This window comes from Caulobacter sp. S45 (genome assembly GCF_009765965.1).
In the GTDB taxonomy this organism is placed as follows: domain Bacteria; phylum Pseudomonadota; class Alphaproteobacteria; order Caulobacterales; family Caulobacteraceae; genus CAHJWH01.
In genome coordinates, this window is the sequence record NZ_LMUL01000014.1 from 2,715,960 (window position 1) to 2,738,956 (window position 22,997).

Here is a 22,997-nt window from a genome sequence, read left to right on the forward strand (position 1 = left end):
TGGCTTGGCGTTGCCGTATGGGGGCAAACGAAGAGGGGCGGACCGTAGTCCGCCCCGTCCCCCACGCCCCGTACATCGTGCGTCCCCCGACGCGCCGATGCATGTAAACCCCGTAGAAACGTTCCGACCCGACCTGCCAGTTTAGGCTCGCCGAAGTCGAAGCGACTGTGGCGTGGGCGCGGTCGCGGCGTCAAAGGCGAAATGTGGCGGTATTGCGGATTTCCCGATTTTGTAGCGCCGGCGCAACAAATCCCAGGGCCTTGTTAGGTAAAGGCGACGCGCACGCCTCAAAAAGGCCGGCCAACCGCGCGACTTGGCGTCCGGTCGAGCGCTTGGCGGTCTAGCGGCGATCTTTTTCTCTGCTAAGCACAACAATCAAACTCAAGAGCTCGCGGGAGTTCAACGCGCGTGGATCATGGAACTCGGCAAGACCATCGCCAGCCGGGCGTAGGAAATCCCCAGGCTCCCGACTCCGTCGGGGGGCCGCCCCGCTACGCCCCGCCGCCGCGTCGCAGCCGGCTGACCTGGCTGTGGGTGCTGCTCGGCGTCCTCGCGGTCGGTCTGGTGGTCTGGCTCATCGTCAGCCATAGCGGCCCCGCAGGCGGCGCACATGGCGCGCGCGGCGGCCGTGGCGGTCGCGGCGGACGGTTCGGAGGCTTGCCCACCGCCGTCTCCACCGCCCAGGTCGCGCATGGCGACGTGCCGATCTACATGAACCAGCTTGGCGCGGTGACGCCGCTGGCCACGGTCAAGGTCAACAGCCAGATTTCCGGCTATCTCCAGCAGATCGCCTTCACCGAAGGCCAGATGGTGACCAAGGGCCAGTTCCTGGCCCAGATCGACCCGCGCCCCTACCAGGCCGCGTTGCAGCAACAGGAAGGCGCGCTCGCCCGCGACCAGGCCCAGCTCGCCGAGGCCCAGCTCGACCTCAAGCGCTACCAGACCCTGCTGGCCCAGGACTCCATCGCCCGCCAGACCGAAGAGTCGCAGGCCGCAACGGTCAAGCAGCTCGAGGGGACGGTGAAGACCGATCAGGCCAATATCGCCGCGGCCAAGCTGAATCTGATCTACTGCCACATCACCTCGCCGGTGACTGGCCGGGTCGGCCTGCGTCAGATCGACGTCGGCAACTACATCACGCCGGGCCTGACCAACGGCCTAGTGGTGGTGACCGAGCTGACGCCCATCGACGTGCTGTTCACCCTGCCCGAGGACAACCTGCCCCAGATCCAGGGGCGCATCCACGCAGGCGCCGTGCTGCCCGTCACCGCCTACGACCGTTCGGGCGCCACCGAGCTGGCCGAGGGCAAGCTGCTGACGCTCGACAACCAGATCGATCCCACCACGGGCACCGTGCAGGCCAAGGCGCGCTTCGACAACGGCGCGGGCACCCTGTTCCCACAGCAGTTCGTCAATGTGAAGATCCTGGTCGACACGCTCAAGAACGCCGTCGTCGCCCCGACCTCTTCCGTCCTTCGCGGGGCGGATGGGCTGTTCGCCTATGTGGTCCAGGGCGGAACCAACGCCCACACCGTGGCCGTCCGGGCCATCAAGACCGGCCCGGTCGACGGCGACAAGACCGCGATCCTCAGCGGCCTGCAGCCGGGCGATGTGGTGGTCACCGACGGCAGCGACCGCCTGCGCGACGGGGCCTCGGTGATCCTGCCGGGCGACTGCGTCCCCTCCATGCCGCAAGCCGGCGGCGGCGCGGGACGTCGTGGACGTCACGGCGGCGGCAGCGGAGCCCATGGCGGCGCGGGTGCTCGCGGCGCCTGCCCCGGCGGTCAACAGCCAGCGGGCGCACCCGCCAAGGTTGGCGACAACTCCACCCAGCAGGCGTCCACGCCCGACCAGGGTGGCGAGAACCGCGGTCCTGGCGGCAAGACCCAGGCCATGCTGGCCCAGCTGGACCTGGATGCGGACCAGCAGCTCAAGGCTCAGGCGCTGTTCACCACCGCCCGCGGTGAAGTGGTGACCGCGGCGGCCCAGGCGGGCGACGATCCCACCGCCCGCCGCCAGGCCTATCGGCAGGCCTACGACAAGGCCTTCGACCAGCTGAATACGATCCTGCGCCCCGACCAGAAGGCCAAGCTGGTGCAGATCCGCGCCCAGATGGCCCAGCATCAGGGCGGCGGCGGCCACGGACAGGGCGGCGGCCAGTAGATGAGCGACCAGGACCACGGGCGCGGGCCGGACCGGGAACAGACCGGCCCGGCCGCCGGCCCCGGCGACGAGGCGGTGAGCGGCCCGTCGCGTCTATTCATCATGCGCCCGATCGCCACCTCGCTCCTGATGGCGGCGATCTTCCTGGCGGGGGTGGTGGGGTTCCAGTTCCTGCCGCTCTCCGCCCTGCCTGAGGTCGACTACCCGACCATCCAGGTCCAGACCTTCTATCCGGGCGCCAGCCCGGAGGTGACGACCTCGCGGATCACCGCCCCGCTCGAGCGGCAGTTCGGCGAGATGCCCGGCCTCAGCCGGATGTCGTCGGTGTCCTCACAGGGCGCCTCGATCATCACCCTGCAGTTCAACCTCGAACTCAGCCTGGACGTGGCGGAGCAGGAGGTGCAGGCGGCCATGACCGCCGCGAACGCCCTGCTGCCGTCCGACCTGCCCAACCTGCCGGTCTACGCCAAGGTCAATCCGGCCGACGCGCCGATCGTATCGATCGCACTCACCTCCAAGACCATGCCGCTGAACCAGGTCGAGGACCTGGCCGATACGCGCATCGCCTCCAAGATCAGCCAGGTGGCCGGCGTCGGCCTGGTCAGCGTCGCGGGCGGCCAGCGGCCGGCGGTCAAGGTCCAGGCCAACCCCCGTGCGCTCGCCGCCTACGGCCTGTCGCTGGAGACCCTGCGCACCGCCATCGCCGCGGCCAACGTCAACGGTCCCAAGGGTAGCTTCAACGGCGCCGTGCGCGCCTACACCATCGACGCCAACGACCAGCTCTCCACCGCCAAGGACTACGCCGACACCATCATCGCCTACAAGAACGGCTCGCCCGTGCGGCTGTCGGACGTGGCGACGGTGGTGCAGGGGACCGAGAACAGCCAGCTCGGCGCTTTGCAGGACCTGACGCCGGCGGTGATCCTGAACATCCAGCGCCAGCCGGGCGCCAACGTCATCGGCGTGGTCAACCGGATCAAGCAGATCCTGCCCCGGACCTTCTGTTCGGGCGACAAGAAGTGCCTGGACAAGACCGAGCCCGGCTCCTTGGAACAGTCCCTGCCGGCCGGCGTGGACATGACGGCGACCACCGACCGCACCATCACCATCCGCGCCTCGGTCGAGGACGTGGAGTTCGAGCTGGCGCTGTCGATCTTCCTGGTCGTGGCGATGATCTACGTCTTCCTGCGCAACGTGCCGGCGACGATCATCTCGGGCATCACCGTGCCGCTGTCGCTGGTGGGCGCGTTCGCGGTCATGTACCTGCTCGGCTACAGCCTGAACAACCTGACCCTGATGGCGCTGACGATCGCCTCGGGCTTCGTCGTCGACGACGCCATCGTCATGATCGAGAACATCAGCCGCTACGTGGAGATGGGCTACACCCCTCGACAGGCGGCGCTGAAGGGCTCGTCGGAGATCGGCTTCACCATCATCTCGCTGACGGTGTCGCTGCTGGCGGTGCTGATCCCGCTGCTGTTCATGGGCGACGTGGTGGGGCGTCTGTTCCGCGAGTTCGCCGTGACCCTGGCGGTGACCATCGTCATTTCGGCGGTGGTTTCGCTGACCATGGTGCCGAGCCTGTGCGGCCTGTGGCTGACCCATCCCAAAGAACCCCGGCCCGGCAGCATGGGCCACCGTTTCGAGCAGGGCTTCGACTGGATCCTCCGTCAGTACGACAAGGGCCTGCTATGGGTCCTGCGCCATCAGAAGCTGACCCTGCTCGCCGCGCTCGCCACCTTCATCCTGACGGCTGTGCTCTATATGGCCATCCCCAAGGGCCTGTTCCCGTCACAGGACACGGGCTTGCTGCAGGGGGTCACCGAGGCGTCGCAGTCCATCTCCTACAACGCCATGACCGAGCGCCAGCGCGCCATGGCCGCGGCGATCCTGCAAGACCCCGACGTATCCAACGTCGCCTCCTTCGTCGGCGTGGACGCCCAGAACCAGACGCTGAATTCCGGCCGGGTGCTGATCGGCCTCAAGCCGCTGGGTCAGCGCCATCATTCGGCCCAGGACATCATCCGCAACCTGAACCGCGAAGTCTCCTCGGTGTCGGGGGTTTCGCTCTACCTGCAACCGGTGCAGGACCTGACCATCGACTCCAATGTCGGCCGCACCCAGTACGAGTTCATGCTGGGCTCGGTGGATATCGGCCAGCTGACCAGCTGGACCAACAAGCTGGTGGCGGAGCTGAAGAAGAACCCCAAGCTCGAGGACGTCACCTCCGACATCCAGAGCGAGGGCCTGGCCTCCTATATCGAGGTGGACCGCGATACCGCCGCCCGGCTGGGCGTCAGTCTGGCGACCGTCGACAACGTGCTCTACGACGCCTTCGGCCAGCGGATCGTCTCGACCATCTACACCCAGTCCAACCAGTACCGGGTGATCCTGGAGGCGTCGCAGGACACGGTGCATTCGCCCGAGGCGCTGGGCCAGATCTACCTGCAGTCCACCACCGGCGGGGCGGTGCCGCTGTCGGCCATCGCCACCATCAAGGAGCAGGCGACGGCGCTGCAGAACAGCCACGTCAGCCAGTTCCCCTCCACCACCATCTCGTTCAACCTCGCCAAGGGCGTGGCGCTGGGCAATTCGATCACCCTGATCGAGAAGGCCGAGAAGGACATCGCCGTCCCGCCGGTCATCACCACCACCTTCGTCGGCGCGGCGGAGGCGTATCGCGCTTCGCTGGGCAACGAGCTGTGGCTGATCCTGGCCGCGGTCGTGGCCATCTACATCGTGCTGGGCGTGCTCTACGAGAGCTTCATCCACCCCCTGACCATCCTGTCCACCCTGCCGTCGGCGGCGGTGGGCGCGCTGCTGGCCCTGTCGCTGGCGGGTCAGGACCTGGGCGTGATCGGGATCATCGGCATCATCCTGCTGATCGGCATCGTCAAGAAGAACGCGATCATGATGATCGACTTCGCCCTGGAGGCGGAGCGCAACGAGGGCAAGACCCCGCAGGAGGCGATCTACCAGGCGGCCCTGTTGCGGTTCCGGCCGATCCTGATGACCACCATGGCGGCGTTACTGGCGGCGATTCCGCTGTGGCTCGGCGGCGGCATCGGCGCCGAGCTGCGTCGTCCGCTGGGCGTCAGCATCATCGGCGGCCTGGTCTGCTCGCAGGTGCTGACCCTGTTCACCACGCCGGTGATCTACATCGCCTTCGACAACCTGGCGAAGCGCTTCACCAAGCGCGGCCCCAACACGGTCGCCGGCGACACGGCGCAGAGCGGCCCACGGCCGTCCGACGACCCCACGCCTGAGGGCGCGCCCGGGTGAACCCCTCCGCGCTGTTCATCCGGCGGCCGATCGCCACCACCTTGCTGACCATCGGCATCGCCCTGGTCGGGGTGGCGGCCTATTTCGTGTTGCCGGTCGCGCCCCTGCCGCAGGTCGACTTCCCCACCATCCAGGTCCAGGCCAGCCTGCCCGGCGCCAGCCCCGAGGTGATGGCCACCAGCGTGGCGACGCCGTTGGAGCGCACGCTCGGCGCCATCGCCGACGTCACCGAACTGACCTCCACCAGCTCGAACCGGGGCGGCCAGGGGTCCACGCGGATCACCATGCAGTTCGGGCTGGACCGCGACATCAACGGGGCCGCGCGCGACGTGCAGGCCGGCATCAACGCCGCCCAATCCTTGCTGCCGTCCGCGCTGCCGAGCGCTCCGAGCTACAAGGAGGCCAATCCGGCCGAGCGGCCGATCATGATCATGGCGCTCAGCTCCGACACGCTGGCCACCTACCAGGTGTTCGACGCCGCCTCCATCGTGGTGCAGCAGGCCCTGTCGCAGATCAGCGGTGTGGGCGAGGTCGATGTGTTCGGCGCCGCCTCGCCGGCGGTGCGGGTGGAGATGAACCCCTACGCCCTGAACAAGTACGGCATCGGTCTGGAGGACGTGAAGGCGGCGGTGCAGTCCACCAACGCATTCCAGCCCAAGGGGTCCTATTCCGACGGTCCGCATCGGTTCCAGATCAACACCAACGATCAGGCGACGGTGGCCAAGGACTACGAGAACGTCATCATCGCCTACCGCAGCGGCCGGCCCGTGCGGATCAAGGACATCGCCGAGGTGGTGAACGGGCCGGAGAACCTACAGAACCTGGGTCTGGCCAACGGCAAGTCGGCGATCATTGTCCAGGTGACCAAGTCGCCCGGCTCCAACATCATCGCCACCGTCAACCGGATCAACGCGATCCTGCCCCAACTGAGGACCGACATCGCCCAGAGCGGGCCGATCGACCTGACCGTGGCGGTGGACAGCACCAAGACCATCCGCTCCTCGCTGGCGGAGGTGGAGCGTACCCTGCTGATCGCCATCCTGCTGGTGGTGGTGGTGGTGCTGGTGTTCCTGCGGAGCGGCCGCGCGACCCTGATCCCGGCGGTGGCCGTGACGGTCAGCCTGCTGGGCACGCTGGGGGTGATGTACCTACTGCACTACAGTCTGGACAACCTGTCGCTGATGGCGCTGACGGTGGCCACGGGCTTCGTGGTCGACGACGCTATCGTAGTGCTGGAGAACATCACCCGCCACGTCGAGGCCGGCATGCCGCGCTATCAGGCGGCGCTGGTCGGCGCCGGCGAGGTCGGCTTCACGGTGATGTCGATCTCCATCTCGCTGATCGCGGTGTTCATCCCGATCCTGGCCATGGGCGGGATCGTCGGGCGGCTGTTCCGCGAGTTCGCCGTGACCCTGTCGGCGGCCATCGTCATCTCGCTGCTGGTCTCACTGACGACCACGCCGATGATGGCGGCGCTGTTGATCAAGGAACATCAGGGCGAGGACCCCAAGGCGCGGCGACGCTCCTGGTGGCAGAAGTTCTGGGGCGGCGCTTCGGACGGGTTCGAGTGGGGCTTCGACCGCATCCATAAGGGCTACGAGAAGTCGCTGACCTGGGCCTTGGACAACAGCTTTCCGGTCCTGCTGATGCTGATTGCGACAGTCGTCCTGACCGTCTTCCTCTATATCATCGTCCCCAAGGGCTTCTTCCCTCAGCAGGATACCGGCACCCTGATCGGCGGGGTCCAGGTCGATCAGGCCTCCTCGTTCAATCTGACGTCGAACAAGTTCAGGCGGCTGCAGAAGATCGTGATGAGCGATCCGGCGGTGCAGACCGTGACCAGCTACGTCCAGTCGGCCGGCGGTTTCATGTTCGTCGCCCTGAAACCACGCGGGGAGCGCCCCGGTGTGACCGCCGACCAGGTGATCCAGCGCCTGCGTCCCAAGACCTCCCACGTCTCGGGCGCCGCCCTGTTCCTGCAATCCGCTCAGGACATCCAGATCGGCGGCCGGCAGAGCAACGCCGCCTACCAGTACACCTTGCAGAGCGACAACAGCGACCTGCTGAAGGAATGGTCGGACAAGCTGTTGCGGGCGCTGCAGGCCTATCCCGACCTGACCGACGTCAACACCGACCAGCAGTCCCATGCGCTGGAGAGCTATGTCACCTACGACCGCAGTACAGCCTCGCGGCTCGGGCTCACCTCGCAGCAGATCGACAACACGCTCAACGACGCCTTTGGTCAAAGCTTCGCGTCGATCATCTATAATCCGCTGAACCAGTACCATGTGGTCATGGAGGTGGCGCAACGCTACCAGCAGGACCCCACTGTCCTGAGCGACATCTACGTCACCCCCCCGGCAGGGGGCGCTACGCCCACCACGGCGACCACCAGCACCTCGACCGGCGCCGGAGGGGCGGTCGCCACCCTGACCAGCACCGCTTCATCGACCGGAACGACGTCGTCTACGGCGACCGGCGGCGTTTCCGGCTCCGTCTCCGCGTCTCCCGACGTCGCCGTAGCGACGTCTTCGGTGGACACCGCCTCTGCTCAGACTTCGGTCGGGACGAGTTCGGGATCGGGCGGCGGATCTCAGGTCAGCGCAGCGGGGTCCGGCGGCGGGAGCACGGCGTCCACCACCAGCGCCACGGCGGCCGCCAGCACCCTGGCCGCCACCAACCTGGCCGGAGCCGGCGTGGCGCGCACCAGCACCGGCGGCGCGGTGACCACTTCCACCGGCACGGCGGTCTCGACGGCCGTGGAGACCATGACCCCGCTGTCCGCCATCGCCCATTGGGCGCTCGGCAACACGCCCCTGTCGGTCAACCATCAGAGCGGGGCTGTGGCGGCGACCCTGTCCTTCAACCTCGCGCCCGGAAAGTCGCTCAGCGACGCGCAACGCGATGTCGAGGACGCCAAGCAGAAGATCGGCATGCCCGCGGCTGTGGTCGGCACCTTCCGCGGCACCGCCCAGGCGTTCCAGGCCTCCGTGGCCAGCGAGCCGATCCTGGTCGTCACCGCCCTGGTCGCGGTCTACATCGTCATGGGCGTGCTGTATGAAAGCTACATCCATCCGCTGACCGTGCTCTCCACCCTGCCGTCCGCCGGCGTGGGTGCTGTGCTGGCTCTGTTGATCTTCCATATCGATTTCTCGATCATCGCCCTGATCGGAGTGATCCTGCTGATCGGCATCGTGAAGAAGAACGCCATCATGATCATCGACTTCGCCTTGGTGGCGGAGCGTGAGCAGGGATTGTCGTCGCGCGACGCGATATACCAGGCCTGCATGCTACGCTTCCGCCCGATCCTGATGACCACCTGCGCCGCCATCATGGGGGCCGTTCCCTTGGCGCTCGGAACGGGCGAGGGCGGCGAGATTCGCCAACCGTTGGGCGTCGCCATCATCGGCGGCCTGGTGGTCAGCCAGGTCCTGACCCTGATCACCACGCCTGTGGTCTATCTCTATCTCGACCGGCTGCGCCTGCGGGGCGTGCGCCGCTATCCCCGCGGCCTCGGCGGCGGGACCGCGCCTGTCCCCCTGCCGGCCGAATAAGGCTCACCCCATGAGAACAAAGCTTTCGCTTCGCACCGTCTCCGCCCTGGCTCTCTCGGGCGCCTTGGCGGCCTGCACCGTCGGTCCGAACTATCATCGCCCGACCGCGCCGATCTCGACCCACTTCAAGGAGGCGGACGGCTGGCGTCCGGCCCATCCGGTGGATGTGATCGACAAGGGCGCCTGGTGGTCGGTTTTCGCGGACCCCGACCTCGATGCTTTGGAACGCCGGGTCGCGGTCAACAACCAGAACGTGGCGCAGATGCTCGCCGCCTATCGCGAGGCGCACCAGGTCACCGCGGCTGCGCGCGCCACCTTCTTCCCGACGCTGGGGGCGAGCGCGGATGTGAATTACCAGCATTCCAACAAGGGCGGCAGCTCCACCACCACCGCCAGCGGCGCGATCATCACCAGCAGCGCCACGGCCGGTAAGGGCGGCAGCTCGGTCACCACCTACAGCGGCGCGCTCAATGCGAGCTGGGAGCCCGACCTGTGGGGCAAGATCAGACGCACCGTGGAGGGCGACGTGGCCAACGCCCAGGCCAGCGCCGGCGACCTGGCCAATGCGCGCCTGTCCGCCCAGGGCCAGCTCGCCACCACCTACTACGTCCTGCGCATCAACGACGCCGACCAGCAGCTGTTTCGCGACACCGTCGCCGCCGATCAGAAGTTCCTGACCCTCACCCAGAACCAGTACGCGGCGGGCGTGGTCGACCGCGCGAGCGTCGTCGCCGCCCAGACCCAGCTCCTCGGCGTCCAGGCCCAGCTCGTGGACCTACAGACCGCTCGCGGCCAGGCCGAGCACGCCATCGCCATGCTGGTCGGGGTTGCGCCATCGGAGCTGTCGATCGCGCCGATCGCGAAGAGCAGGTTCGATGTGCCGGTTGCTCCGGTCATCCTGCCGTCCGACCTGCTGGAGCGCCGTCCCGACATCGCCGCCGCCGAACGGCGGATGGCCAACGCTAACGCCCAGATCGGGGTTGCGGAGGCGGCCTTCTATCCGACCATCCCGCTGACGGGCTCCGTCGGCTCGAACGGGACCAACCTTGGCCAACTGTTTGACGCATCCAACGCGATCTGGACGGCGGGCGCGAGCCTGTCGGAGACCCTGATCGACTTCGGCGCGCGCCGGGCGAACGTGCGCGCCGCGCGGGCCGCCTATGACGAGGAGATCGCAGTCTACCGGCAGACCGTGCTCACCGCCTTCCAGGGTGTGGAGGACAACCTGGTGGCGTTGCGGGTCCTGCAGCAGGAGGCGGTCGTGCGCCAACAGGCGGTCGACGCCGCCAATCTTGCGGTGACGCTCGCCATCAACGAGTACAAGGCCGGGACGACCGACTACACCGCCGTCATCACCGCCCAGACCACAGCGCTGACCGACGCCCAGCAGGTGCTGACCGTGCAGCAGGAACAGCTCCAGGCCAGCGTGACCCTGATCCAGGACCTCGGCGGCGGCTGGCAGGCGAACGATTTGCCGAAGGGCTAGGAACCGGGCCCTCAGGACGCGGCGTCGGCTTTGACCGCCGCGTCCAGCACCGCCAGGGCCTGCGTCCGGTCGGTCGGAAAGTCGGCGGCGATCCACCAGTCTTCCACGATCCGCCGGATGCGGCCGATCTCGGGCCCTTCGACCAGGCCGCGCGCCTTGATGTCCTCGCCGGTGATGGGAAAGGCCGGCGGTCGCCAGGTTTGGGTTTCGCTCCAGAGGCTTGGCCAAGCCGGTTCGAGCGGAGCGGCGCTCCACGCCAGCCTCAGGCGATCCGCGGCGGCCTGTGGGCGCAGCGCATAGACAGCCCGGCGCGCGCCCTGGTCGGTCAATTCTTCCGCCCACGGATCAACGGCGTTCAGCAGGCGCGTCTTCAGGATATTGGCAAGTCTCAGCCGCTTTGAGACTTCCGTCACCATGTCCTTAACCGGCGGTAGCAGGGCGCTCAGCCGTAGCTCGGCGTCGGGGTCCAGCGATGCGATGTCTTCCAAGGCCAGCAGGGCGCCCAGCCGCGTCACATCCGCCCCCGGAAGCAGGGTCTCCAGCACCCCGGTCTCCGCCATGAGCTTCACGCTCGAACCGGGATCGGGCGCGGCAAGCAGCTTCAACAACTCCTTGGCGATGCGCTCGCCGGACAGGCTCTCGAGCCCCGTCGCCAACGCCGCGCAGGCGGCCAGGGCCGCTGCATCCGGCTCGCCCTGTCCGTACCAGGCATGGAAGCGGAAGAACCGCAGGATGCGCAGGTAGTCCTCGCGGATGCGGATTTCCGGTTCACCGACGAAGACGATCCGCCCGGCCAGCGCGTCGGCGATCCCGCCGCCGGTGGGGTCGTGCAACCGCCCATCCGCTTCGGCGTAGAGCGCGTTCAGGCGGAAGTCGCGCCGCGCCGCGTCCTCGTTCCAGTCCTGGGTGAAGGCCACGACCGCGCGCCGGCCATCGGTCTCCACGTCGCGGCGAAGGGTGGTGATCTCGAACGGACGGTGGTCGGCGATGGCGGTGATGGTGCCGTGCTCGACCCCGGTGGGGATGGCGCGCAGCCCCGCCCGCTTCAACGCGGCGGTGGTCTCCTCAGGCGTCAGCCGGGTGGCGATGTCGATGTCCTGGTCCGCTCGTGTGCGGCCGAGCAGGGCGTCGCGCACGCAGCCGCCGACGAAGCGCGCGCAGTCGGCGCCGCCCGCAGCCTCCAGGGCCGCGATCACGGCCCGGGTCGGGGCGGCGTCGATCCAGTCCTGAGGCGGGAGATGGGAGTGATCAGCCATCCGACGGCGGCCTCGATCGGCCGGACTTCACGTCGGAGCGGCGGCTCTTGCCGTCCAGCCGGCGCAGCTTGGACGCCTTGGTCGGCTTGGTGGGACGGCGCGGCTTGGGACGTTCGCTGGCCTGGCGGATCAGCGACAGCAGCCGGTCGATCGCATCCTTGCGGTTCATCTCCTGGGTGCGATGGCTCTGGGCGACCAGCACCAGCACGCCTTCCAGCGTCAGCTTGCTGCCGGCCAGCCGCTGCAGCCGTACGCTGACGTCGTTGGGCAGGGAGCGCGAGCCGCGCGCGTCGAAGCGCAGCTCCACGGCCGTGGAGACCTTGTTGACGTTCTGACCGCCGGGACCGGCCGCGCGCACGAAGCGCAGCTCGATCTCATCCTCGTCGATGGCGAGGTCGGGGGTGACGGGCAGGGGAGCCATGACGGGCAGCGTAGCGGGCTCTCCCCTCCCTGGGGAGGGGGTGATAAGTCCAGCCCATGCAAGACGATGCTTTCCCGATAACCCTATCGCCCGAAGCCCTCGCCGCCCTGAAGGCCGTCGCCGGCCCGGACGGATGGTCGGCTGACCCCGACCGGCTGGCGCCCAAGCTGAAGGAGTGGCGGGACCGCTGGCGCGGGACGACGCCGTTGCTGCTGTCGCCGCGCACCACCGCCGAGGTCTCAGCCCTCGTGCGCTGCTGCGCCGAGCACCGCATCGCGCTGACGCCCCAGGGCGGCAATACCGGCCTGGTCGGCGGCCAGATCCCCCAGGGCGAGGTGCTGCTGTCGCTGGAGCGGATGAACGCCATCCGCGAGGTCGCGCCGCTGGACGACGTGATCGTGGTCGAGGCCGGCGTGGTGCTGACCACGGTGCAGGAGGCGGCGCGCGAGGCGAACCGCTTCTTTCCACTCAGCCTGGCGGCGGAGGGATCGGCCACGGTCGGCGGTCTGGTCTCCACCAACGCCGGCGGCACGGCGGTGCTGCGCTACGGGACCATGCGCGACCTGGTGCTGGGGATCGAGGCGGTGCTGCCGGACGGCTCGGTGTTCAACGGGCTGAAGCGGCTGCGCAAGGACAACACCGGCTATGACCTCAAGCAGCTGCTGATCGGCGGCGAGGGCACGCTGGGCGTGGTCACCGCCGCCAGCCTGAAGCTGTTCCCGATCCTCAGTTCGCGCTCGGTGGCGATCGTCGGCCTGAACCGGTCGGAGGACGCCATCGCCCTGCTCGCCCGCGCCAAGGGCGAAAGCGGCGGCGCGGTGGAGGCGTTCGAGCTGATCAGCCGCCGGGGCGTGGAGCTGGCGATCAGGAACATCCCCGACGTGCGCGATCCCTTGGCCGAGCCTTACCCGTGGATCGTATTGATCGAGATCGCCAGTTCCGAGGGCGGTCATGCCGAGGCGGCGATGGAGCGCCTGCTGGCGTCCGCCTTGGAGGACGACCTGATCGCCGACGCCGCCCTGGCCCAGAACCAGGCCCAGGCCAAGGCGATGTGGCGGCTGCGCGAGGAACAGTCCGCCGCCCAGAAGCCGGAGGGCGTCACCTGGAAGCACGACGTCTCGGTGCCGGTCTCCCGCGTGCCGGAGTTTCTAGCCCGCGCCACGGCGGCGGCCGAGGCCCTGGCGCCGGGATCGCGGGTGGTGGCGTTCGGCCATGTCGGCGACGGCAACATCCACTACGACGTGCTCCAGCCGCTGGGAGGCGACGGCGCGGCCCACGCGGCCCTGCGCGACCAGGGTTCCAAGGCCATCCACGACATCGTCGATGCGCTTGGCGGCTCGATTTCGGCCGAGCACGGGCTGGGCGTGATGAAGTCCGGCGAGGCGCGGCGCTACAAGGACCCGCATACGGTGGAGCTGATGCAGCGCCTGCGCGCGGCCTTCGATCCCCACCGGATCATGAACCCCAGGGTGCTGTTCTAGTCCTGACCAACCGTTTGAGGGGAGCCGCGTCGATGGCCTGGACCACCTGCGACCTGTACGACCAGTTCGAGACCGAAGCCCAGGTGCCTGACGTCGTGCTGCGCGACTATGGCGGCCGGATCGCCTTCAGCGGTCGCATCGCCACCCTCAAGTGTTTCGAGGACAACGGCCGGCTCAGGGCGTTGAGCCGAACGCCGGGCGACGGGCGGGTGCTGGTGATCGATGGCGGGGGCAGCCTGCGCTACGCCCTGCTCGGCGACATGATCGGCGCGGACCTGGTCAAGAACGGTTGGGTCGGCGCGGTTATCTTCGGCTGCGTGCGCGACGTGGAGCCGCTCAAGGGCCTCGACCTCGGCGTCAAGGCCCTGGCCTCCACCCCGCGCAAGGCCGCGCGTCGCGACGAAGGGCAGATCGATCAGCCGCTGGCGTTCGGCGGGGTGATCTGGCGGCCGGGCGACGTGTTGTACGCCGACGCCGACGGGGTGCTGACGCTTACGCCAGACCTGGCCGTCGGCGCGGGATAGGGAGCGGGGCTAGCCGATCACCCCGCAGGCGATGCGCGCGCCGCCGCCGCCGAGGGGAGCCGGCGCGTCGCTGTAGTTATCGCCGCCCGCGTGGATCATCAGCGCATGACCCTTCAGGGCCGCGACCGAGGAGATGTGCGGGGCGGCGAGGCTTTCCTTGGCCGTGCCGTCGGCGGCGACGGTCAGCGCCGGCAGGTCGCCGAGATGGCCCATGCCCATCGGGCCTTCGTGCTTGCCGCTCATGGAGGGGTCCATGTGCCCGCCTGCCGCGCCAGCGGGGACGATCTTGCCGGTGGTCTTGTCGGGTGCGGCGGCGCAGCTGCCCATGGCGTGGACGTGGAAGCCGTGGACGCCGGGAGGAAGGCCGTGCAGGTCGGTGGTCAGGATGGCGCCCGACGGACCGTCGCTGATGGTCACGGTCCCGACAGGGGCGCCTGGGCCGGTGGGCGTGGCGAGCGCGACCGGAGCGGTGAGGGTGGCGGCCTGGGCCGTGCTCGCGAGGCCTGCGGCCAGGATCATGGAGCAGAGCAGCGTCTTCATGGGAGCCTCCGGACGTTTGGCCGCACCCTAGGCCAAGCGCACCGTCTGCGCGAGCAGAGAAGAGCGGAACGGGCGCGGATCAGCTCCGCGCGGGCGTCGGTTCGGTGGCGAAGGCGCGGACTTCCTCGACCAGGCCCTTGGCGGCGAGGGCGACGATCTCCGCACCCTTTTCCGGCGACGCCTGGCCAGGGTCGGAGCCCATGCGGCCGTCGGGATAGCGGGCCCTGAAGTCGGCGGCTTCGCGAATGGGCCCGGTCGGCGCGATGCGGGGCGCGTAGTTCGCCGCCTTGATCGCATCGGGATAGGCGTACTGAGTGATCGCGATCTCGGACGGGGTGGCGTGGCTGCCATGCCCCTCGGGGAACAGGTTGGCGCACAGGCGCAGCACGCCCGGCAGTTCCCACCAGTTGCGCAGTTTCAACGCGAAGCCGCGTGGACGGCCGAGATAACTGGCCTCGGCGTAGATCTCCGAGAAGGCCGCCTCGATGGTGGCGACGTTGCCGCCGTGGCCGTTCAGGAAATAAATCCGCTCGAACCCGTGCGCCGCCAACGAAACCGTCCAGTCGCGGATCGCGGCGATCATGGTGGTCGGGCGCAGCGAGATCGAGCCCGGAAAGCCCAGGTGGTGCTGGGCCATGCCCACGGCGAAGGTCGGCGCGATCAGCAGTTCGCCATCGGCGTGGGCCGAGTGGGCGATGATCTCCGGGCACATCCAGTCGGTGCCGAGCAGGCCCGTGGGACCATGCTGCTCGTTGGAGCCGATGGGGACGACCACAGTCTTGGAGCGGGCGAGGTGGGCTTCGATCTCGGGCCAGGTGGACTTGGCGAGCAGCATCGGTTCAGGCTTCTTCCAGGATCAGCAAGGGGCCCGCGCCTTCGGCCTGGCGCAGCAGGTCGGCGACGGTGATGTGCGACAATCGCTCGGAAGCCGCCCGCTCAGCCGCCTTGATGGCGTTGCGCACCGCTTCGGGAATCCGCTCGCCGACCGGGCAACCCTTCGCGCCGGGAGGGGGGCAGCCCATGCTTGCGCAGCCGCCGACCGCCTCTAGAACCTCGTCCAGCGTAATGTCCTGGGGCCGGTGCAGCAGCCACGCGCCGCCCGAAGCGCCCGTGCGGGTGGCGATCAACCCGAAGCGCGCGAGCATGGCCGTCACCCGCCGCACCACTACCGGGTTGGTGGGCATGGAGGCCGCCAGCGCCGCGCTCGACACCGCCCGCTCCGGCCCGAAGGCGTCGCTGTGGGCGAGGTAGGCCAGCGCGTGGGCCGCCACCGGAAATCGTTGGCTATCGGACATTTCTGGACGGATACCTTTCAGACCTTAAAGTAGCCCTCCGATCGGGCTGAGGTAAGGGGCGCGGAACCCATGCGCGTCCGGCGCGCTCAAAACACTGAAGTCCGACATGAATTTCGCCCGCCTTGGGAGCCGAGTTTGAAGCCTTTCATCCGTATCGCCGCCGTCGCCACCATCGGGGGCGCCCTGCTGGTTTCCGCTAGCGCCGTTCAGGCCCAGAGCCAGTACGGCCAGCAGCAGCCTGATCTGCACACCATGCTGCACATCCGGCCGGACCAGGAAGCGGCGTGGCGCACCTATCAGAGCGCTTCGCCCCAACCGGCCGAAATCGCCCAGATGCGTCAGGGCGCCCAGCAGCTCGGCTCCTTGACCACGCCCGAGCGGCTGGAGCGGATCAACGGCATGCTGACCACCCAGCTCACCGTGTTCCACCGGCAGGCCATGGCGACGCGCGGGCTCTACAGCGTGCTGAGCCCCGACCAACAACGGATGTTCGACCAAGCCACCGCGCCGCCTGCGGGACGAGGGGGTCCGCCCCAGCGCTGAGCGGAATTCGAATAATCCGGCTGCGGCGTGATGTTGCGGCGCCGCAAAACTGCGTGCGTCATGGTTGAACCGGCCCCGCGTTTGGAGTATCGCGACCCGCCGCCGGATGTGCGGCGTAAATGGGCCCGATCGGAATCGTCCGGCCCGGAGGACGCGGATGCCCCTGCAGGGCCCTAGCCTGGAGGCCGCTGAAAAGCCGGCCGAGGCGCCTGCCGACCCAGCTCGACAGATGAATGATCCCGCCCCGAATCTAGCTTGCGATCCGCCGGCGGAATCGGAAGAGGTCAACGGCGGCCAAACCAATGGCGCCCAGACCCACGGTCACAGGCGTCTTGGCTTCTGGGCCATGGCGATCGGTTCGCTGGGCGTCGTATTCGGCGATATCGGCACCAGTCCGCTCTACGCGTTCCAGGTCGCAATGGGACAGGCCGCCAAGGACCCCGTGACCACGCCCGCCGTTCTTGGCGTGGTGTCGCTGGCGCTGTGGGCGCTGATCCTAGTGGTGACGGTGAAATACGTGCTGTTCGTCATGCGGGCGGACAACAAGGGCGAGGGCGGCGTGCTATCGCTGATGGCCCTGGCGCAGCGGGCGCTGGGCCGACGCACCTTCCTGGTGTTCATCCTGGGCCTGGCCGGCGCATCGTTGTTCTACGGCGACGCCATCATCACCCCCGCCATGTCGGTGCTCGGCGCCTTCCAGGGCATGCACGACGTGCCGGCCTTGGAACACATGGTCACCCCCCGTGCGATCACCATCTTCTCGTTCGTGATCCTGGTGGGCCTGTTCCTGATCCAGTCGCGCGGCACCGCCAGGCTGGCCCTGTTCTTCGGGCCGATCATGCTGCTCTGGTTCTGCTGCCTGGCCTGGCTGGGCGTTTCCCACATCTTCGACGCGCCCGAAGTGCTGACGGCGATCAGTCCTCACTATGCGGTGCTGTTCCTGGTCCATCATGGGCTGGTCGGCTTCCTGGTGCTGGGCTCGGTGTTCCTGACCGTGACCGGGGCCGAGGCGCTCTACGCCGACATGGGTCACTTCGGTCGCTGGCCGATCCAGGCTTCCTGGCTGTTCCTGGCCCTGCCGGCGCTGGCGCTGAATTATTTCGGCCAGGGCGCCTACGTGCTGAAATCGCTGCACTGGTCGGCGGCTCACCACCACGCCTTCGTCAATCAGGACTGGTTCTTCGTCATGGCGCCTGACGCCATGCGTGCGCCGCTGGTGGTGCTGGCGGTGGTCGCCTCGGTGATCGCCAGCCAGGCGGTCATCACCGGCGCCTTCTCGCTCAGCCAGCAGGGCGTATTGCTGGGCATCCTGCCGCGCCTGACCGTGACCCGCACGTCGGAGACCCAGTCGGGCCAGATCTTCGTACCCCAGGTCAACCGCTTCCTGATGATTGGGGTGCTGGTGCTGGTGGCGGTGTTCCAGACCGCCGACAACCTGGCCGACGCCTACGGCCTGGCGGTGACTGGCACCATGCTGACCACCACTATCCTCGCCTACATCGTGGTCCGTCGGATGTGGAAGTGGAAGTTGTGGATGGCGCTGTCGATGATCGCGCCGATGATCTGCCTGGACGTGGTGTTCCTGGCCGCCAACGGATTGAAGATCGCGTCCGGCGGCTGGTTGCCGCTGACGTTGGGCGCCTCGCTGTTCCTGATCATGTACACCTGGGTGCGCGGCAGTCAGATCCTCACCGAGAAGACCCGCCGCGAGTCAGTGCCGGTGACCGAGCTGATCGAGATGCTGCGCGCCCGCCAGCCGCACCGCGTGCCGGGTACGGCCATCTTCCTGACGTCGGACCCAGACACCGCGCCGGTGGCCCTGATGCACAATCTCAAGCACAACAAGGTGCTGCATCAGACCAATATCATCGCCACGGTGCAGATAGCCGAGACGCCGCGCGTGCCTGAGAGCGAGCGCATAAAGATCACGCCGTTCAGCGACGACTTCAAGAAGCTGGTGATCCACTATGGCTTCATGGAGACGCCGAACGTGCCCAAGGCGCTGGGCCTGTGCCGCAAGCAGGGCGTGAAGTTCGACATCATGGCGACGTCCTTCTTCCTTGGCCGCCGCTCGGTGGTGCCCGCCGCCCAGACCGCCATGCCGATGTGGCAGGACAAGCTGTTCATCTTCCTGCTGAAGAATGGCACCAACCCGACCGAGTTCTTCAAGATCCCCGCCGGACGCGTGGTGGAACTGGGCGCGCAGATCAGCGTGTAGGTCCAGAAGAAGGCGAGCGCGCGTTCAGCGCCTCACCGGCCATTCCTCATGCGCTCGTCTTCCTCTTCGTCCCGCTGCCGTTCAACCTCTTCCGGCGCCAGTTCCGCCAGGACCGCTTCCGCCGCCGCGACCCCCGTCTCGTAAGCCCCGTGGGCGGTCGAGAAGGCATGCGGGGAGCAGGCCTCGCCGGCGAAGAACAGCCGTTCCCGCACCGGTCGGCGGAGCGCCTCGCGCATGTGCGCCATGCCTGGCCGCGCGTGGGAGTAGGCGCCGCGCGTGAACGGATCGATCCCCCAGTCGCTCTCGGCCAGGGGCGCCAGCTCGCGCCGGAAAGCTGAGCCGAATAGGGCGGTCAGCTCGTCGATGGCGAAGGCGGTGAAGGCGCCGGCGGGTTCGCGCTCCAATCCCTCCGCCAGCGCTCCGCCGAAGAAGCCCTCCACCAGGGCGTGGCCCAGGGGCCTGAAGGTGTAGGCGCCGGCGTCGGTGGTGTCGGTGCGCCCGACCGCCAGGGTGTCGGGCTCGAACGCCTCCGGCCGCGCCAGCTTCAGAAACACCTTGTCGACGTGGCCGAGCGGCAGGGCCTGGGCGGCGGCGGTCTTGTCGGGCAAGGGCGGTTCGAAGCGGATGTCCTCGTGCGCCAGTACCGCCGCCGGCACGGCCAGGATGACCACGCGGGCCTCGATGGTGGTCGACGGCGTGGTCAGCCGCATCATTGCGCCGCCGTGATCGATGCTCAGCACCGGGCTCTCGTAGAGGATGGGCATGGCCTCGGCCTGGCTGCGGATCAGCGCGCCATAGCCCTGCACCACCCGCCAGTTCTCGTCGGTGGGCTGGTAGGCGGCGTAGTCGTGCACCGAGATATCGGCGAACGGTGCGCCGTTGTAGTAGCCGGAAAAGGCGTCGAGCATCGGCCGCCAGCGGGCGGTGTCTTCATCGAACAGCTCGGCGGCGGGGCGATCCGGCTCCGAGGCCGCCGCGCGCAGCTTCGCCTCGAAGACGGCGAAAGCCTTGTGGTAGGCGCGCTGGTCGGAGATCGGGAAGTTGACGTCGATGCGCGGGCGCATCCAGGGCGCCTCACCCTTGTCGACGATGAAGCCGGTCGCCTCCGCGATCGCGGCCCAGGGATTGCGGTCGGCGGAATGGAGCCAGCCGCAGCCGAGGTCGATCGCCGCGCCCGAGCGGCCGGTCAGAGTATGCGCGCGCCCGCCGGGCCGGTCGCGCGCCTCCAACACCAGCACGCTGAGCCGCGAGTTGGCCAGCCGCCGCGCCGCGCCGATTCCAGCTGCGCCAGCCCCGATCACCACAACGTCGACGACGCGGGGCGCTTCAGGCCCCACCGTGTTCACATACATCTTCGACGTCTCATTTCAGCGTTGCGCTCTCGAGGTCGAGGCTGGCGGCGGGGATCACCTCCGCATTGGGGAACTCGGTCTTGAGCTTGCCCAGGAACAGCTTGCTGTCGCCCACGATAACCAGGGTCGCACGGTCGGCCTGGACCGCCAGCGGCGCGGCGGCGCGGGCTGCGTCGGGCGTCACCTTCTGCAGCGCGCGGGTGTAGCGGGCGATCTCGGCCGGGTCGATGTCGTAGATGGCGTTGGTGGCCAGATCGTTGGCCAGGCCCGAGCTGGTGGCCACGGTGCGGCCATAGGCGCCGACCAGGCCGGCTTCGCGCGCGTCGGTCTCCGCGTCGCCCAGGGGCGCTGTCGCCAAGCCGCGGGCCTGTTCCAGCAGCAGGCGCGCGACTTCGGGCGCGGCCTCGTTGCGGGTCTGGGCGGTGGCCACGAACAATCCGGTGTCGCGGCGCTCGTTCACCGAGCTGTTGGAGCCGTAGCTGAGCCCGCGCTTCACCCGCACCTCTTCGTTCAGGCGCGCAGAATAGCCGCCGCCGAGCACGGCGTTGGCGACCTCCACGTCGAAATAATGCGGATCGGAGCGGCCGATGGAGGGGGCGGCCAGGGTCACGGCGGCCTGACCCGTCCCCGGCAGGTCGATCACGATCACCCGCGGCGCGGTTTGAACGCGAGTGGGGAGCGGCTTTGACAGAGGTGTCGCGGGCGCGGTCCAGTCGCCGAAGGTGCGCTCGGCCAGGGCGAAGCCCTGTTCGGGGGTGATGTCGCCGGTCATCACCAGGACGGCGTTGTCGGGCCGCACCTCGCGCCCATACTGGGCCAGGATCGCCTCGCGGGTGATGCGGGCCAGGGATTTGACTGTCCCGCCGGAGGGGTGGCCATAGGGCGTGCCGCCGAACACCGCTGGCCATACCGCCTGGCCCGCGAGCTGGCCCGGCTCGCCCATGGCCACGGACAGGGCGTCCAGCCGCTGGCGGCGTATGCGGTCCAGCTCGGCCGGGGCGAAGGCGGGATGGCGCGCCACGTCCGACAGGATCGGCAGCCCCGCGTCGAGCTGGTCGGCCAGCACCGTCAGGGTGAGGTAGGAGCCGTCCGAACCGGCGCTGGTGTCCAGCGTGCCTCCCAGGCGTTCGACCGCGCTGGAGATCTCGGGCGCGGTCAGCGTGGCGGAACCCGAGGGCAGGAGCGCCGTGGTCAGGCTCTGCAGCCCCGCCAGCCCCTGCGGGTCCGAGGTCGCGCCGGCCTTGATGGTCAGCTCGGCGGTGACGAGCGGCAGGTCCGAGGTCTTGGCCACGATCACCCGCAATCCATTTGGCAGGACGCGTTCGGAGGGCTGGGGCAGGTTGACGGTTACATCCGGTCCCGGCGGCGGCGCGGTGTGCGGCAGGCTTTCGGGCGGGGCGACGGTGGCGACCGCCGTTGGGGCTGGCGCGGCGGCGGGCGGAGACGCCTTGCTGGGCGAGGCGGCCGGCGCGGGGGCCCCCTTGGGGCGATCCGCCTCCGCCAGATAGCGGATCGTCGTGCGCTTCTCGTCGGTCAGATACTGGCGGACGACGCGCTGGACGTCGGCGGGGCTGACCGCCTGGACCTCGGCGATATCGGTGTTGACCTTGGCGGGATCGCCCTCCAGCACGATGGTCTGGCCCAGCTCGTTGGCGCGGCCGTCCACGGTCTCCCGCTCGCGCAGGGTCTGGGCCATCAGCTGATTCTTGGCCCGCGCCAGTTCGTCCGGCGGGACCGGGGTGTCGGCCAGCCGGCGGAGTTCGTCGCGCAACGCCGTCTCGCCTTCGTCCACGCTCTTGCCGCTGGCCATGATCAGGCCGGCGTGGAACAGGCTGGACTGCTGGTGCAGGCCGGGGTCGGAGAAGGCGTCCTGGGCGATCTGGCGCTGGTAGACCAGGTCCCGGTACAGGCGCGAAGCCCGGCCGGTGGTCAGGATGGCGTCGATGACCGCCAGGGTCGCTGCATCGGAGCTTGAGGCCGCAGGCCCCAGGAAGGTCAGCTCCACCGCCGGCAGTGGCACCTCGGGACCATAGCCGGTGACCGTGTGCGGCGCAGTGTGGGGCGGCTCCACGGCGGTGACGCGCGGGATCGGCGCGGAAGGATGGCCGATGGGCGCGAAATAGCGATCCACCCAGCCGTCCAGCGCGGCCGGATCGAAGTTGCCAATCACGATCAGGCTGGCGTTGTCGGGCCGGTAATAGGTGGCGTGGAAGGCGCGCACGTCGTCGAGCGTGGCGTGATCCAGGTCCTCGATGCTGCCGATCACCGGCCGCTTGTAGGGATGGATGCGGTAGGACTCTTCCGGGGTCAGATAGCTGAACAGCCGTCCGTAAGGATCGGCCAGCACCCGCTGGCGCAGCTCCTCCTCGACCACCTGCCGCTCGGAGACGAAACTGGCCTGGTCTACCTGCAGCGAACTCATCCGCTGGGCCTCCGCCCACAACAGCCGTTCCAGATGGTTGCCCGGGACCACCTCGTAGAAGTTGGTGGCGTCCTCGGCGGTGGAGGCGTTGTTGAACCCGCCGACATCCTCGGTCAGCCGGTCCATGAACTCCGACGGCATGTCGCGCGTGGCCTTGAACATCAGGTGCTCGAACAGGTGCGCGAAGCCCGACCGGCCCGACGGATCGTCCTTGCCGCCGACGTCGTAGAATAGCTGGATGGTGACGTTGGGGGTGGTCTTGTCGACCACGCTGAACACGTGCAGCCCGTTGGCTAGGGTGCGCTCGCGATAGTCGATCGGCGGGACGGCGACAGTGGACGCCTTCACCTTGGGCGTACTCGTGGGTGCGGGCGTGGCGGCGGCCAGCGCCGTGGACGAGACGCCGGCCAGGCTGGCCAGAGCGATCAGGGAGGTGAGGGTGCGCCGCATGGCTGCTCCG

The 22,997-nt window shown here is 68.6% G+C and carries 15 protein-coding genes; 8 read left to right on the forward strand and 7 right to left on the reverse strand.

Annotated features, from left to right (window positions below):
• Positions 1 to 408 precede the first annotated feature (408 nt).
• Genes GSQ87_RS19570 through GSQ87_RS19585 form a run of 4 tightly spaced genes read left to right on the forward strand, consistent with a single transcriptional unit; the run spans position 409 to position 10,485 of the window.
• Positions 409 to 2,163 carry an efflux RND transporter periplasmic adaptor subunit gene (locus tag GSQ87_RS19570; RefSeq protein ID WP_158917354.1) on the forward strand — a complete coding sequence of 585 codons (1,755 nt, stop codon included), beginning with the start codon at positions 409 to 411 and terminating at the stop codon, positions 2,161 to 2,163.
• Positions 2,164 to 5,445 (forward strand): efflux RND transporter permease subunit, encoded by a 3,282-nt coding sequence (locus GSQ87_RS19575; RefSeq protein ID WP_158917356.1) that lies wholly within the window; start codon positions 2,164 to 2,166, stop codon positions 5,443 to 5,445. It begins immediately after the preceding gene.
• A complete protein-coding gene (locus GSQ87_RS19580) occupies positions 5,442 to 8,999 on the forward strand; it encodes an efflux RND transporter permease subunit (protein ID WP_158917358.1) in 3,558 nt (1,185 codons plus the stop codon). The genes GSQ87_RS19575 and GSQ87_RS19580 overlap by 4 nt, the downstream gene beginning before the upstream one ends.
• A gap of 10 nt (positions 9,000 to 9,009) precedes the next feature.
• Positions 9,010 to 10,485, forward strand: coding sequence for an efflux transporter outer membrane subunit (locus tag GSQ87_RS19585; protein WP_158917360.1), 1,476 nt, complete (start codon positions 9,010 to 9,012; stop codon positions 10,483 to 10,485).
• An 11-nt stretch (positions 10,486 to 10,496) separates the two neighbouring features.
• On the opposite strand, the gene GSQ87_RS19590 is transcribed toward GSQ87_RS19585, so the two are convergent.
• Together GSQ87_RS19590 and arfB are read right to left on the reverse strand one after the other, a co-directional pair.
• A complete protein-coding gene (locus GSQ87_RS19590) occupies positions 10,497 to 11,741 on the reverse strand; it encodes a CCA tRNA nucleotidyltransferase (RefSeq protein WP_158917362.1) in 1,245 nt (414 codons plus the stop codon).
• Positions 11,734 to 12,162 (reverse strand): alternative ribosome rescue aminoacyl-tRNA hydrolase ArfB, encoded by a 429-nt coding sequence (arfB, locus tag GSQ87_RS19595; protein ID WP_158917364.1) that lies wholly within the window; start codon positions 12,160 to 12,162, stop codon positions 11,734 to 11,736. The genes GSQ87_RS19590 and arfB overlap by 8 nt, the downstream gene beginning before the upstream one ends.
• Positions 12,163 to 12,218: 56 nt before the next feature.
• Between arfB and GSQ87_RS19600 the strand changes: the two genes are divergently transcribed.
• Positions 12,219 to 13,643, forward strand: a complete 1,425-nt coding sequence (locus GSQ87_RS19600) for an FAD-binding oxidoreductase (protein ID WP_158917366.1) — start codon at positions 12,219 to 12,221, stop codon at positions 13,641 to 13,643.
• Between the two features lie 32 nt (positions 13,644 to 13,675).
• A complete protein-coding gene (rraA, locus tag GSQ87_RS19605; RefSeq protein WP_158917368.1) occupies positions 13,676 to 14,167 on the forward strand; it encodes a ribonuclease E activity regulator RraA in 492 nt (163 codons plus the stop codon).
• 9 nt (positions 14,168 to 14,176) lie between these two features.
• Here rraA and sodC read toward each other — a convergent pair whose 3' ends face one another.
• The 3 genes from sodC to GSQ87_RS19620 form a co-directional block, all read right to left on the reverse strand.
• The gene (gene sodC / locus GSQ87_RS19610; protein ID WP_158917370.1) at positions 14,177 to 14,707 is read right to left on the reverse strand and encodes a superoxide dismutase family protein; all 531 of its coding nucleotides are present in this window, start codon (positions 14,705 to 14,707) and stop codon (positions 14,177 to 14,179) included.
• A gap of 79 nt (positions 14,708 to 14,786) precedes the next feature.
• Positions 14,787 to 15,542 carry a creatininase family protein gene (locus GSQ87_RS19615; protein ID WP_158917372.1) on the reverse strand — a complete coding sequence of 252 codons (756 nt, stop codon included), beginning with the start codon at positions 15,540 to 15,542 and terminating at the stop codon, positions 14,787 to 14,789.
• A 4-nt stretch (positions 15,543 to 15,546) separates the two neighbouring features.
• Positions 15,547 to 16,002 carry an Rrf2 family transcriptional regulator gene (locus GSQ87_RS19620; RefSeq protein WP_158917374.1) on the reverse strand — a complete coding sequence of 152 codons (456 nt, stop codon included), beginning with the start codon at positions 16,000 to 16,002 and terminating at the stop codon, positions 15,547 to 15,549.
• Between the two features lie 135 nt (positions 16,003 to 16,137).
• Between GSQ87_RS19620 and GSQ87_RS19625 the strand changes: the two genes are divergently transcribed.
• Both GSQ87_RS19625 and GSQ87_RS19630 read left to right on the forward strand, forming a co-directional pair.
• A complete protein-coding gene (locus GSQ87_RS19625) occupies positions 16,138 to 16,545 on the forward strand; it encodes a Spy/CpxP family protein refolding chaperone (protein WP_158917376.1) in 408 nt (135 codons plus the stop codon).
• A gap of 229 nt (positions 16,546 to 16,774) precedes the next feature.
• On the forward strand, positions 16,775 to 18,763 hold the full coding sequence (locus tag GSQ87_RS19630; RefSeq protein WP_158917950.1) for a potassium transporter Kup: 1,989 nt from the start codon (positions 16,775 to 16,777) through the stop codon (positions 18,761 to 18,763).
• Positions 18,764 to 18,795: 32 nt separating this feature from the next.
• Here the strand turns inward: GSQ87_RS19630 and GSQ87_RS19635 are convergent, their stop codons facing one another.
• Positions 18,796 to 20,115 carry an NAD(P)/FAD-dependent oxidoreductase gene (locus GSQ87_RS19635; protein WP_158917378.1) on the reverse strand — a complete coding sequence of 440 codons (1,320 nt, stop codon included), beginning with the start codon at positions 20,113 to 20,115 and terminating at the stop codon, positions 18,796 to 18,798.
• Positions 20,116 to 20,125: 10 nt separating this feature from the next.
• Positions 20,126 to 22,987 carry a pitrilysin family protein gene (locus tag GSQ87_RS19640; protein ID WP_158917380.1) on the reverse strand — a complete coding sequence of 954 codons (2,862 nt, stop codon included), beginning with the start codon at positions 22,985 to 22,987 and terminating at the stop codon, positions 20,126 to 20,128.
• Positions 22,988 to 22,997 lie beyond the last annotated feature (10 nt).